Origin of the sequence: Leclercia sp. LSNIH1, from assembly GCF_002902985.1 — a bacterium.
GTDB lineage: Bacteria > Pseudomonadota > Gammaproteobacteria > Enterobacterales > Enterobacteriaceae > Enterobacter.
In genome coordinates, this window is sequence record NZ_CP026167.1 from 2351829 (window position 1) to 2363804 (window position 11976).

The following is an 11976-nucleotide window of genomic DNA, read 5'->3' on the forward strand; positions in this document are numbered from 1 at the left end:
TTGAAAACATTTAGGTTTACAAGCATAAACCGAAACCACGCTGAACTAAACCCCTTTGGAGATGCCCCATGGCTCACCAGACTCGCTGGACAATGTCGCAAGTCACTGCATTATTTGAAAAACCCCTTCTTGAACTGCTGTTTGAAGCGCAGCAGATCCACCGTCAGCATTTCGATCCGCAGCAGATTCAGGTCAGTACGCTGCTGTCGATCAAGACCGGCGCCTGCCCGGAAGACTGTAAATACTGCCCGCAAAGTGCGCGCTACAAAACCGGCCTCGAATCCGAGCGGCTGATGGAGGTGGAGCAGGTGCTGGAGTCGGCGCGTCAGGCGAAAAACGCCGGGTCGACCCGCTTCTGCATGGGCGCGGCGTGGAAAAACCCGCACGAGCGCGACATGCCTTACCTCGAACAGATGGTACAGGGCGTTAAGGCGATGGGGCTGGAGACCTGCATGACCCTCGGCACGCTGGATGACAGCCAGGCGCAGCGCCTGGCCTCGGCGGGGCTCGATTATTACAACCACAACCTCGACACCTCCCCGGAGTTCTACGGCAATATCATCACCACCCGTACCTACCAGGAGCGGCTGGACACGCTGGATAAAGTGCGTGAGGCGGGCATTAAGGTCTGCTCGGGCGGCATCGTGGGGCTGGGCGAAACGGTCACCGATCGCGCCGGTCTGCTGTTGCAGTTGGCGAACCTGCCGACCCCGCCGGAAAGCGTGCCGATCAACATGCTGGTGAAGGTGAAGGGCACTCCGCTGGCGGATAACGACGACGTTGACGCCTTTGATTTCATCCGCACCATTGCGGTGGCGCGGGTGATGATGCCAACCTCTTATGTGCGCCTCTCGGCGGGCCGCGAGCAGATGAACGAGCAGACCCAGGCGATGTGCTTTATGGCCGGGGCCAACTCTATCTTCTACGGCTGCAAACTGCTCACCACCCCGAACCCGGAAGAGGACAAAGATGTCCAGCTGTTCCGCAAGCTGGGGCTTAATCCGCAGCAGACCGCGGTTCTCACCGGCGATAACGAACAGCAGCACCAGCTGGAACAGCAGCTCTTCAACGCCGATACCGACCAGTTCTATAACGCGGCGACGCTATGACCTGGCAGCAACGTATTGGTGCCGCCCTCGATGCCCGTCGGGCGGCAGAGGCGCTGCGCGTGCGCACCCCGGTGGAGAACGGCGCAGGCCGTTTTCTCACCTGCGACCAGCGGCGCTACTCTAATTTCTCCAGCAACGACTATCTCGGCCTGAGCCAGCATCCGGCCCTTATCCGCGCCTGGCAACAGGGGGCGGAGCAGTATGGCGTGGGCAGTGGCGGCTCCGGCCACGTCAGCGGCTATACCCGCGCGCATCAGGCGCTGGAGGAGCAGCTCGCCGACTGGCTCGGCTACCCCCGGGCGCTGCTGTTTATCTCCGGCTTTGCTGCCAATCAGGCGCTGATTGCTGCCCTGACCGGCAAGGATGATCGCATTGTGGCCGACCGCTTAAGCCACGCCTCCCTGCTGGAAGCGGCCAGTCACAGCCCGGCCCAGCTCCGGCGCTTCGCCCATAACGATGCCGCTCAGCTCGCTTCGCTGCTGGATATGCCCTGCGAGGGCCAGCAGCTGGTGGTGACCGAGGGGATCTTCAGCATGGATGGCGACAGCGCCCCGCTGGTCGATATCCATGCTGTGGCCCGGCGTCAGGGCAGCTGGCTGCTGGTGGACGATGCTCACGGCATTGGCGTCACCGGGCCAGAAGGGCGCGGCAGTGCGGCACATCTGGGCGTCAAACCCGAGCTGCTGGTGGTCACCTTTGGCAAAGGCGTTGGCATCAGCGGCGCAGCGGTACTGTGCAGCGACCCGGTGGCTGATTATCTGTTGCAGTTTGCCCGACATCTCATCTACAGCACCAGCATGCCCCCTGCCCAGGCGGTGGCATTACTGGCAGCCTTTAATCTTATTCGCAGCGACGAAGGGGAGGCGCGGCGGCAGCGGCTCTCGACGCTTATCAGCCAGTTCCGCGCAGGCGTGAGCGGCCTTCCGCTTGAGATCACCGCCTCGCAAAGCGCCATTCAGCCGCTGATTGTGGGCGAAAACGCGTGCGCCCTGCATCTGGCGCAGACCCTCAGAGAGAAGGGGATCTGGGTGACGGCCATTCGTCCGCCTACCGTACCGGCGGGCACGGCGCGCTTACGCCTGACCCTGACGGCGGCCCATGAAGCGGCAGACATCACCGCGTTACTGGAGGCGCTGCATGTCGCAAGTGAATAAACAGGCCATTGCCGCCGCCTTTGGCCGGGCGGCGCAGAGCTATTCCCGCCACGACGCGCTCCAGCGGCAAAGTGCTGACGGGCTACGGGCGCTGCTCGCAAAAAACGCCTTCCCCAGCGTGCTGGACGCCGGCTGTGGCCCGGGCAGCAACAGCCTCGCCTGGCGCAGAAGTGGCAGCGTGGTGACGGCGATGGATCTCAGCGCCCCGATGCTGGAGGAAGCGCGCCGCAACCGGGCGGCCGACCACTATCTGCAGGCGGATATCGAAGCCATTCCGCTGGCGGATGCGCAGTTCAGCCTGGTCTGGAGCCATCTGGCGGTGCAGTGGTGCGCCAGCCTGCCGCAGGCGCTGACGGAGCTCTGTCGCGTGGCGAAGCCCGGAGGCAGGGTGGCCTTTACCACGCTGCTGAACGGCTCCCTGCCGGAGCTGAAGCAGGCCTGGCAGGCGGTAGATACGCAGCCGCACACCAACCGCTTTCTGAGTCGGGAAGAGGTAAACGATGCCCTCGATGGCTGGCGGCACCGCTGTGCGGTCCAGACCATCACGCTGCACTTTGACGATGCGCTCAGCGCCATGCACTCCCTGAAGGGGATCGGCGCCACCCATCTGCACGCCGGGCGGGCCGCCAGGCCCTTAACCCGGGGACAGCTGCAGGATCTGGCGCAGGCCTGGCCGCAGCGTAATGGCAAATACCCGCTCTCTTATCAACTTTTTCATGGGATTATCGAACGTGACTGAACGCTATTTTGTCACCGGCACCGACACCGAGGTCGGAAAAACCGTCGCCAGCACCGCCCTGCTACAGGCGGCACGGGCGCTGGGCCGCAACACCGCCGGGTATAAGCCCGTGGCCTCGGGCAGCGAAATGACCGCGGAAGGGCTGCGTAACAGCGATGCGCTGGCGCTACAGCGCAACAGCAGCGTGGCGCTCAGCTATCAGGCGGTGAACCCTTACACCTTCGCGGAGCCCACCTCGCCGCATATCGTCAGCGCGGAAGAGCAACGACCCATCGAGTTCAGTGCGCTTTCAGCCGGGCTACGCGCGCTGGAAAGCCAGGCCGACTGGGTGCTGGTGGAAGGGGCGGGCGGCTGGTTTACGCCGCTCTCCCCGGAGCAGACCTTCGCCGACTGGGCGATCGCCGAGCGCCTGCCGGTGATCCTGGTGGTGGGGGTGAAGCTGGGCTGCATCAACCACGCCATGCTGACCGCCCAGGCGATCCGCCAGGCGGGGCTGCATGTTGCAGGCTGGATAGCCAATGGGGTGGTGGCCCCCGGCAAACGTCATGGCGAATACATGGCAACGCTGAAACGCGTACTGCCTGCACCGCTGCTGGGCGAAATCCCCTGGCTTGGCGAGCAGGCCGACACGGCGGATATCGGGCGTTATCTCTCTCTCAGCGCACTGGCGCCGTCGGCCCCATCCAGTGGGCAATAAGCGGGTCATCCAGCTCGCTGACGCGGCCCTGGGCCACGTTTCGCCCGCGGTAAAGCAGGCAGAAGCGCTCCGCCACCCGGCGGATCAGCGACAGGTGCTGCTCGGCGAGCAGCACCGTTAGCCCCAGTTCGCGGTTAAACCTGAGCAGCAACTGCGCCAGCCTGATGCTAAACAGCGGGCTGGCACCACGGCTGGGCTCGTCGAGGATCAGCAGGCGAGGGCGGGTGACCAGCGCGTTCGCCAGTGCCAGCTGGTACTGCTGGTCGTCGTTCAGTCCTGACGCCCGCTGCTGACGTAGCGGGTAAAGCTCCGGAAAGAACTCAAAAATTTCGCTACTCACCGACCCGCCCACGCTCCCTTTTGCCATCCGCGCGATATGCAGGTTCTCTTCTACCGTCAGCTGGGAAAAAATCCGCCTCTCCTGTGGGACAAAGCCAATTTCTGCGCCCGGAAGCCACTCACAAGGGGAGGCTCCGGCGTCATGCCAGACCATCGTACCGCTGGCAATAGGCAGCAGGCCGGCGATGCAGTTTACGAGGGTGGTTTTTCCCATTCCGGGCAGTCCGACCACCCCGGTACAGACGCCGGGCGGCAGATCAAGGTCGACGTTCCACAGGGTGTGGCGATCCCCGTAATACTGATTAACGGCACGCAGGCTCAACATGGTGTTTCTCCTTAACAGGCATCGATGACCTCGGGTACAGTGCAAGACTCTTGCCATCGACCTGAAAAGGAGGATTAAACCCCGTTTTTTCGGAATCCCCTCAGTAAACAACGCAGGTAGCCAGGAAGCGTGCACTGCCCCGGTGCCCCAAAGGGTGAGCCTGGTGCAGCGACTATTTGAACAAAATGTGAGCAGTGTCTCGTCAATTCGTTATCCAATTTTTGGCAACAGATCGCCAAAATTGGGCGATAAAAAATTTTTACCGTCGCGCTGTGGGTAAAAACCGGGAATTAGCCGAGTCACGCTCCGTATGGGCTGGAGGCAGTTATCCACTATTCCTGTGGATAACCATGTGCATTAGAGTTAGAAAACGCGAGGTAAGCGAGAGAATACGCGGCCTGCGCCTGAATTGCTGCGAAACGCGTCTTTTTGAAAAGATTAAATTAAATCAATGCGTTAAATAAAATCAATCGTTGTCATTAAACGGTCACGATAATGCGCTTAAGTCCGGCGTCTCGCCTTGACAAATGTTAAAAAATAAAAAGTTCTGGGGATAACCGTGCGTTGATGGAATTTTATCCCGTCGCAGCCGAAATTTTGTGCAGCTTCGTTTGATTCTTACCCAGGGTGGCACAAAACGACGCGGTTGCCACTGGATTTATGTCCAGTATAATTTACTGGCAAAAATAGCCATCAGGAGTAAAATTACTCACCTGCCGTATTAACCATCATCAGGTCGCCGTTCATGAGTAAACCGTTCAAACTGAATTCCGCTTTCCGTCCTTCCGGCGATCAGCCTGAAGCGATTCGCCGTCTGAAAGAGGGGCTGGAGGATGGGCTTGCGCACCAGACGCTGCTGGGGGTGACCGGGTCGGGTAAAACCTTCACCGTTGCCAACGTGATCGCCGATCTCCAGCGCCCTACAATGGTGCTTGCCCCGAACAAAACCCTGGCGGCGCAGCTCTACGGCGAGATGAAAGAGTTCTTCCCGGAGAATGCGGTGGAGTACTTCGTGTCGTACTACGACTACTATCAGCCGGAAGCCTACGTTCCCAGCTCGGACACCTTTATCGAGAAAGATGCCTCGGTGAACGAGCATATCGAGCAGATGCGTCTCTCCGCAACCAAGGCGCTGCTTGAGCGCCGTGACGTGGTGGTGGTGGCCTCGGTGTCGGCTATCTACGGCCTCGGCGACCCGGATCTCTACCTGAAGATGATGCTGCACCTGACCGTGGGGATGATTATCGATCAGCGCGCCATTTTGCGTCGCCTGGCCGAGCTGCAGTACACCCGTAACGATCAGGCGTTCCAGCGCGGCACGTTCCGCGTGCGCGGCGAAGTGATCGACATCTTCCCGGCGGAGTCGGACGACTTCGCGCTGCGCGTCGAGCTTTTCGATGAAGAGGTGGAGCGGCTGTCGCTGTTCGACCCGCTGACCGGCCATGTGGAATCGACCATTCAGCGCTTCACGGTCTACCCGAAAACCCACTACGTCACCCCGCGCGAGCGCATCGTGCAGGCGATGGAGGACATCAAGGTTGAACTGGCGGATCGCCGCAGGGTGCTGTTGGAAAATAACAAGTTGCTGGAAGAGCAGCGTATCAGCCAGCGTACCCAGTTCGATCTCGAGATGATGAACGAGCTGGGCTACTGCTCCGGTATCGAAAACTACTCGCGCTATCTCTCTGGCCGTGGGCCGGGCGAAGCGCCGCCAACCCTGTTTGACTACCTGCCGGCGGATGGCCTGCTGGTGGTGGATGAATCCCACGTCACCATTCCGCAGATTGGCGGGATGTATCGTGGCGACCGGGCGCGTAAAGAGACCCTGGTGGAGTACGGCTTCCGTCTGCCGTCGGCGCTGGATAACCGTCCGATGAAGTTTGAAGAGTTCGAGGCGCTGGCGCCGCAAACCATCTACGTGTCGGCTACGCCAGGTAACTACGAGCTGGAGAAGTCGGGCGACGAAGTGGTGGATCAGGTGGTGCGTCCGACCGGCCTGCTGGACCCGATTATCGAAGTACGCCCGGTGGCCACCCAGGTAGATGACCTGCTCTCGGAGATCCGCGCCCGGTCGGCTATTAACGAGCGTGTGCTGGTGACGACCCTGACCAAGCGGATGGCGGAAGACCTGACCGAATACCTCGAAGAGCACGGTGAGAAGGTGCGCTATCTGCACTCGGATATCGACACCGTGGAGCGCATGGAGATTATCCGCGATCTGCGTCTTGGCGAGTTCGATGTGCTGGTGGGGATCAACCTGCTGCGTGAGGGGCTGGATATGCCAGAAGTGTCGCTGGTGGCGATTCTGGACGCCGACAAAGAGGGCTTCCTGCGTTCCGAGCGCTCGCTGATCCAGACCATTGGCCGTGCGGCACGAAACGTTAACGGCAAAGCGATTCTCTACGGGGATAAGATCACCCCGTCGATGGCGAAAGCGATCGGCGAAACCGAACGCCGTCGCGAGAAGCAGCAACGCTATAACGAAGAGCACGGGATCGTTCCGCAGGGGCTCAACAAGAAGGTGGTGGATATCCTGCAGCTCGGACAGAATATCGCGAAAACCAAAACCAAGGGTCGCGGCAAGTCGCGCTCACCGGTTGAGGCCGATACCGTGGCACTGACGCCGAAAGCGCTGCAGCAGAAAATCCACGAGCTGGAAGGGCAGATGATGCAGCACGCACAGAACCTGGAGTTCGAAGAGGCGGCGCAGATCCGCGACCAGCTGCATCAGCTGCGGGATTTATTCATCGCCGCGTCGTAGTTTGTACCCGGTGGCGCTTACCGGCTCAACAACGGCACGCTGCCTGTAGGCCCGGTAAGCGAAGCGCCACCGGGCATTACAGGCCGCGCAAGCTAACCCAACGCCTGAATCGCCCTCTCCAGCGCCACGCGGAGCAGATGCCGGTCGTGACGGTACTTGATGTCGCTTGCTTCGAGCGGCTCCTGCACCACCACCCGGCCCTCCATACCTGAGATATCCTCTTTCGGCCCGACCACTACCGCATCGACGATCTTTTTACCGACATACTGCTCCATCAGCGCCAGCTTTGCGGCTAGCGAAAGCCCGGCGGCGGCCGGACTGAGTTCGCGACCCAGATTGCCGATATAGACCACCGGGGCGGGCGTGCGCCGCAGCGCCTGGGCCAGCTCTTTAATCAGCAGGAGCGGCATCAGGCTGGTGTAAAAACTGCCGGGGCCGATGAGGATCAGATCCGCTTCACCAATCGCTTCTACCGCTTCACGGGTCGCCGGGACAGTGGGGTAGAGCATCAGCTCTTTCGGGGGCAGGGCAAGCTGATCGATATTCACTTCGCCATACACTTCATGGTCGTTGCAGTCGATTGCCATCAAATCGACCGGAAGCTCGGACATGGGGATGAGAAAGGCGTCCACTTTAAGCAGGTTGCGGATTAAATTGATCGCCTCCAGAGGCCGCACGCTGAGGTGATCCAGCGCCTTTAACATCAGATTTCCAAGGTTATGCCCGGAAAGCTCGCCATTACCGGCAAAACGATACTCAAACATGGCCGAAGCCACGCTCGGTTCCGTGATAAGCTGATTTAAACAGTTGCGCATGTCGCCCCAGGCGATACCGCCTTCGGAGCGGCGGATGCGCCCGGTTGAGCCGCCATTATCGGTGGTCGTGACGATCCCTGTCAGGCGGGAGCCGAGCGATGACAGGGAGGACATGACCCGGCCCAGTCCATGGCCTCCGCCGAGAGCGACCACCCGGTCAAGATCCGCAAAAGTGCGATTGCGCATAAAAATTCCTTATTGAGACCAACATGTAAACAGTAACGCAACTACTCCTAAATGACGATGCTGCGACCCGCGCAAAATGACGTATATCAATGCAAAAATGTGATAATGACGTATTCTGAACCGAAATTGCACGATTAGCTCGCTATATACATTTTTATATAGCGTAAGTCGACGATAGCGAAACTCGCTTTAACACGCTACTATCGACATAACCACGTTTTCATCATTGAAAACATACACTCTAGCCTTTGCGCCTGTGTCGACAGATATGGCGCTCTGGCCGTGGCGCTTTTGCCACCAGGGTACAGGAAGAAATGACTGTGCCTCCCGTATCAGGAAAGGTGTACATGGCTTCACAACTTACCGATGCATTCGCGCGTAAGTTTTTTTACCTGCGTTTGTCGATTACCGATGTGTGCAACTTCCGTTGCACCTACTGCCTGCCGGATGGCTATAAGCCTGGCAGCGTCACCAATAACGGCTTTCTCTCCGTGGATGAAGTGCGCCGCGTCACGCGCGCGTTTGCCGCCATGGGAACGGAGAAGGTCCGTCTTACCGGCGGCGAACCCTCGCTGCGCCGGGACTTCACCGATATTATCGCGGCGGTGCGCGAAAACGACGCCATCCGCCAGATTGCGGTCACCACCAATGGCTATCGTCTGGCGCGCGATGTCGCGCAATGGCGCGACGCGGGGCTGACAGCCATCAACGTCAGCGTCGACAGTCTGGATGCCCGCCAGTTTCATGCCATCACCGGACAGGATAAATTCCACCAGGTGATGGAAGGTATCGACGCGGCCTTTGCGGCCGGCTTCGACAAGGTGAAGGTCAACACCGTGCTGATGCGCGATGTGAACCATCATCAGCTGGATACCTTCCTGGCGTGGATCAAGCCCCGCCGCATTCAGCTGCGCTTCATTGAGCTGATGGAAACCGGCGAGGGCAGCGACCTCTTCTCCCGTCATCACATCTCCGGCATGGTATTGCGCGATGAACTGCTCAAACGCGGCTGGATCCACCAGCTTCGCCAGCGCAGCGATGGCCCGGCGCAGGTCTTTTGCCACCCCGACTACGAAGGGGAGATTGGCCTTATCATGCCGTATGAAAAAGACTTCTGTGCCAGCTGTAACCGCCTGCGCGTCTCGTCGGTGGGCAAGCTGCACCTCTGCCTGTTTGGCGACGGCGGCGTCGACCTGCGCGATCTGCTGGCCGATGATGCGCAGCAGGCGGCGCTGCAAGCACGCATTTCTGAGGCGCTGATGCACAAAAAACAGACCCACTTCCTGCATCAGGGCAACACCGGGATCACCCAGAACCTGTCATACATTGGCGGGTAATCGCTACAAGGAACCAGAAGATGAGTCAGGTAAGCGCTGAATTTATCCCGACGCGTATTGCTATTCTTACCGTTTCTGAACGCCGCGGCGAAGAGGATGACACCTCCGGCCACTGGCTGCGCGATGCGGCCCACGAGGCCGGGCATCAGATCGTCGACAAGGCCATCGTCAAAGAGAACCGCTACGCCATTCGCGCGGAAGTGTCGCGCTGGATCGCCAGCGATAACGTCCAGGTGGTGCTGATCACCGGCGGCACCGGTTTTACCGCAGGCGATCAGGCCCCGGAAGCGCTGCTGCCGCTTTTCGATCGCGAGATCGAAGGCTTCGGCGAGGTGTTCCGCATGCTCTCGTTTGAAGAGATTGGCACCTCGACCCTGCAGTCGCGCGCTGTTGCAGGGATCGCCAACAACACGGTGATTTTTGCCATGCCAGGTTCCACGAAAGCCTGCCGCACCGCGTGGGAAAACATTATCGCCCCGCAGCTGGATGCCCGCACGCGTCCGTGTAATTTCCATCCACACCTGAAGAAATAAGCTATGTCGCAACTGACCCACATTAACGCCGCGGGCGAAGCCCATATGGTGGATGTCTCCGCCAAGGCCGAAACCGTGCGTGAAGCCCGCGCGGAAGCGTTCGTCACCATGCTCCCGGAGACGCTGGCGATGATTATCGACGGTAGCCACCACAAAGGGGACGTCTTCGCTACGGCGCGGATCGCCGGCATTCAGGCCGCCAAACGCACCTGGGAGCTTATCCCGCTGTGCCATCCGCTGATGCTCAGCAAAGTGGAGGTCAACCTGCGGGGCGAACCGGAGCAGAACCGCGTGCGCATCGAATCATTGTGCCGCCTGACCGGGAAAACCGGCGTGGAGATGGAAGCCTTAACTGCCGCCTCCGTGGCGGCATTAACCATCTATGACATGTGCAAAGCGGTACAGAAAGACATGGTTATCGGCCCGGTTCGCCTGCTGGCGAAAAGCGGGGGGAAATCGGGTGATTTCAGGGCACAAGAGCATGATTAAAGTACTGTTTTTTGCGCAGGTGCGCGAGCTGGTGAATACCGACAGCCTGACGCTGGATATAGAGGTAGAAAACGTCGAAGCGCTGCGGGCGCATCTGGCGGCGCAAAGCGACCGCTGGGCGCTGGCGCTGGACGCGAGCAAACTGCTGGCGGCGGTAAACCAGACGCTGGTGGAGTTCACGCATCCGGTCAAACCGGGCGATGAGGTGGCCTTCTTCCCACCGGTGACCGGGGGCTGAGATGAGTGACACCAAAATCCTGGTCGAACCGGCGCGTTTTAACGTCGGCACGGAGTATAACTGGCTTGCTGAGCGTGACGAAGATGGCGCGGTGGTCACCTTCACCGGCAAGGTGCGTAACCATAATCTCGGCGACAGCGTAAAAGCGCTGACCCTTGAGCACTATCCCGGCATGACGGAAAAAGCGCTGGCGGAGATCGTTGAACAGGCGCGTCAGCGCTGGCCGCTCGGCCGCGTGACCGTCATCCACCGCATCGGCGAGATGTGGCCGGGGGAGGAGATCGTCTTCGTTGGCGTCACCAGCGCCCATCGCGGCAGCGCCTTTGCGGCGGGTGAGTTTATTATGGATTACCTGAAAACCCGCGCCCCGTTCTGGAAGCGCGAAGCGACCCCGGAGGGCGATCGCTGGGTCGAGTCCCGCGACAGCGACAAGGAAGCCGCCAACCGCTGGTAGCCGGATTGCCGGGATGTGTTAGGCTTTAACAGTGTGTCCACTTAAAAAGGAGTGTGTTATGGACAGATTTCCCCGTTCCGATTCCATCGTGCAGCAGAGCCGTACCGGGCTGCAAACCTACATGGCCCAGGTCTATGGCTGGATGACCTGCGGCCTGCTGCTCACCGCGTTTGTCGCGTGGTTTTCCGCCAATACCCCTGCGGTGATGATGTTTGTCTTCTCCAGCAAAATCACCTTCTTTGGCCTGATCATCGCCCAGCTGGCGCTGGTGTTTGTCCTCTCCGGGCTGGTGCATAAGCTCAGCGCCGGGATGGCCACCACGCTGTTTATGCTCTATTCGGCGCTGACCGGCCTGACGCTCTCCAGTATTTTCCTCGTCTACACCTACTCCTCCATCGCCAGCACCTTTGTGGTGGCCGGCGGGATGTTTGGCGCGATGAGTCTCTACGGCTACACCACTAAACGCGACCTGAGCGGCTTTGGCAACATGCTGTTTATGGCGCTGATTGGTATCGTGCTGGCGTCGCTAGTGAACTTCTGGCTGAAGAGTGAAGCGCTGATGTGGGCGGTAACCTATATCGGGGTGATTGTCTTTGTCGGGCTGACGGCGTATGACACCCAGAAGCTGAAAAACATTGGCGAGCAGATTGACGTGCGCGACAGCTCTAATCTGCGTAAATACTCCATTCTGGGGGCGCTGACGCTCTATCTGGACTTCATCAACCTTTTCCTGATGCTGCTGCGCATCTTCGGCAACCGTCGTTAAGTAATATGCCCGGCGGCGCTGTGCTTGCCGGGCC

13 protein-coding genes and 1 riboswitch are annotated in these 11976 nt (G+C 59.9%); of the genes, 11 read left to right on the top strand and 2 right to left on the bottom strand.

Features of this window, described 5'->3' with window-relative positions; genetic code table 11:
- The first annotated feature begins 68 nt into the window (after positions 1–68).
- Genes bioB through bioD form a run of 4 tightly spaced genes read left to right on the top strand, consistent with a single transcriptional unit; the run spans position 69 to position 3699 of the window.
- Positions 69–1109, top strand: a complete 1041-nt coding sequence (gene bioB / locus C2U54_RS11630; protein ID WP_103178757.1) for a biotin synthase BioB — start codon at positions 69–71, stop codon at positions 1107–1109.
- Entirely contained in the window at positions 1106–2263 is a 1158-nt protein-coding gene (gene bioF / locus C2U54_RS11635; protein WP_103178758.1) for an 8-amino-7-oxononanoate synthase, read from the top strand. Before bioB ends, bioF begins: the two co-directional genes overlap by 4 nt.
- Positions 2247–3002 carry a malonyl-ACP O-methyltransferase BioC gene (gene bioC, locus C2U54_RS11640; protein WP_103178759.1) on the top strand — a complete coding sequence of 252 codons (756 nt, stop codon included), beginning with the start codon at positions 2247–2249 and terminating at the stop codon, positions 3000–3002. The genes bioF and bioC overlap by 17 nt, the downstream gene beginning before the upstream one ends.
- Positions 2995–3699: a dethiobiotin synthase gene (bioD, locus tag C2U54_RS11645; RefSeq protein WP_168192008.1), complete on the top strand. Its 705-nt coding sequence runs from the start codon at positions 2995–2997 to the stop codon at positions 3697–3699. Before bioC ends, bioD begins: the two co-directional genes overlap by 8 nt.
- On the opposite strand, the gene C2U54_RS11650 is transcribed toward bioD, so the two are convergent.
- Entirely contained in the window at positions 3659–4363 is a 705-nt protein-coding gene (locus C2U54_RS11650; protein WP_103178761.1) for an ABC transporter ATP-binding protein, read from the bottom strand. The genes bioD and C2U54_RS11650 overlap by 41 nt on opposite strands.
- 745 nt (positions 4364–5108) lie before the next feature.
- On the opposite strand from C2U54_RS11650, the gene uvrB reads away from it, so the two are divergent.
- Entirely contained in the window at positions 5109–7124 is a 2016-nt protein-coding gene (uvrB, locus tag C2U54_RS11655) for an excinuclease ABC subunit UvrB (RefSeq protein WP_103178762.1), read from the top strand.
- Between the two features lie 92 nt (positions 7125–7216).
- On the opposite strand, the gene yvcK is transcribed toward uvrB, so the two are convergent.
- Positions 7217–8125: a uridine diphosphate-N-acetylglucosamine-binding protein YvcK gene (gene yvcK, locus C2U54_RS11660; protein WP_103178763.1), complete on the bottom strand. Its 909-nt coding sequence runs from the start codon at positions 8123–8125 to the stop codon at positions 7217–7219.
- Positions 8126–8350: 225 nt separating this feature from the next.
- Positions 8351–8485: riboswitch (molybdenum cofactor riboswitch) on the top strand.
- On the opposite strand from yvcK, the gene moaA reads away from it, so the two are divergent.
- The 6 genes from moaA to C2U54_RS11695 all read left to right on the top strand — a co-directional run bounded on the left by moaA (position 8473) and on the right by C2U54_RS11695 (position 11942).
- Entirely contained in the window at positions 8473–9462 is a 990-nt protein-coding gene (gene moaA / locus C2U54_RS11670) for a GTP 3',8-cyclase MoaA (RefSeq protein ID WP_103178764.1), read from the top strand. (Overlaps the previous riboswitch by 13 nt.)
- A gap of 20 nt (positions 9463–9482) precedes the next feature.
- A complete protein-coding gene (moaB, locus tag C2U54_RS11675) occupies positions 9483–9995 on the top strand; it encodes a molybdenum cofactor biosynthesis protein B (protein WP_103178765.1) in 513 nt (170 codons plus the stop codon).
- Positions 9996–9998: 3 nt separating this feature from the next.
- Positions 9999–10484 (top strand): cyclic pyranopterin monophosphate synthase MoaC, encoded by a 486-nt coding sequence (gene moaC / locus C2U54_RS11680; protein ID WP_103178766.1) that lies wholly within the window; start codon positions 9999–10001, stop codon positions 10482–10484.
- On the top strand, positions 10477–10722 hold the full coding sequence (gene moaD, locus C2U54_RS11685; protein ID WP_103178767.1) for a molybdopterin synthase sulfur carrier subunit: 246 nt from the start codon (positions 10477–10479) through the stop codon (positions 10720–10722). Before moaC ends, moaD begins: the two co-directional genes overlap by 8 nt.
- Position 10723: 1 nt before the next feature.
- The gene (gene moaE, locus C2U54_RS11690; protein ID WP_103178768.1) at positions 10724–11176 is read left to right on the top strand and encodes a molybdopterin synthase catalytic subunit MoaE; all 453 of its coding nucleotides are present in this window, start codon (positions 10724–10726) and stop codon (positions 11174–11176) included.
- Positions 11177–11234: 58 nt separating this feature from the next.
- Complete coding sequence (locus C2U54_RS11695; RefSeq protein ID WP_103178769.1) at positions 11235–11942, top strand: Bax inhibitor-1/YccA family protein; 708 nt, start codon at positions 11235–11237, stop codon at positions 11940–11942.
- Positions 11943–11976: the final 34 nt, after the last annotated feature.

Excerpts from the sequence above, each read along its gene's own strand:
- bioB (WP_103178757.1), top strand. The coding sequence starts at position 69 with ATGGCTCACCAGACTCGCTGGACAATGTCGCAAGTCACTGCATTATTT.
- bioF (WP_103178758.1), top strand. The coding sequence starts at position 1,106 with ATGACCTGGCAGCAACGTATTGGTGCCGCCCTCGATGCCCGTCGGGCG.
- bioC (WP_103178759.1), top strand. The coding sequence starts at position 2,247 with ATGTCGCAAGTGAATAAACAGGCCATTGCCGCCGCCTTTGGCCGGGCG.
- C2U54_RS11650 (WP_103178761.1), bottom strand. The coding sequence starts at position 4,363 with ATGTTGAGCCTGCGTGCCGTTAATCAGTATTACGGGGATCGCCACACC.
- uvrB (WP_103178762.1), top strand. The coding sequence starts at position 5,109 with ATGAGTAAACCGTTCAAACTGAATTCCGCTTTCCGTCCTTCCGGCGAT.
- yvcK (WP_103178763.1), bottom strand. The coding sequence starts at position 8,125 with ATGCGCAATCGCACTTTTGCGGATCTTGACCGGGTGGTCGCTCTCGGC.
- moaA (WP_103178764.1), top strand. The coding sequence starts at position 8,473 with ATGGCTTCACAACTTACCGATGCATTCGCGCGTAAGTTTTTTTACCTG.
- moaB (WP_103178765.1), top strand. The coding sequence starts at position 9,483 with ATGAGTCAGGTAAGCGCTGAATTTATCCCGACGCGTATTGCTATTCTT.
- moaC (WP_103178766.1), top strand. The coding sequence starts at position 9,999 with ATGTCGCAACTGACCCACATTAACGCCGCGGGCGAAGCCCATATGGTG.
- moaD (WP_103178767.1), top strand. The coding sequence starts at position 10,477 with ATGATTAAAGTACTGTTTTTTGCGCAGGTGCGCGAGCTGGTGAATACC.
- moaE (WP_103178768.1), top strand. The coding sequence starts at position 10,724 with ATGAGTGACACCAAAATCCTGGTCGAACCGGCGCGTTTTAACGTCGGC.
- C2U54_RS11695 (WP_103178769.1), top strand. The coding sequence starts at position 11,235 with ATGGACAGATTTCCCCGTTCCGATTCCATCGTGCAGCAGAGCCGTACC.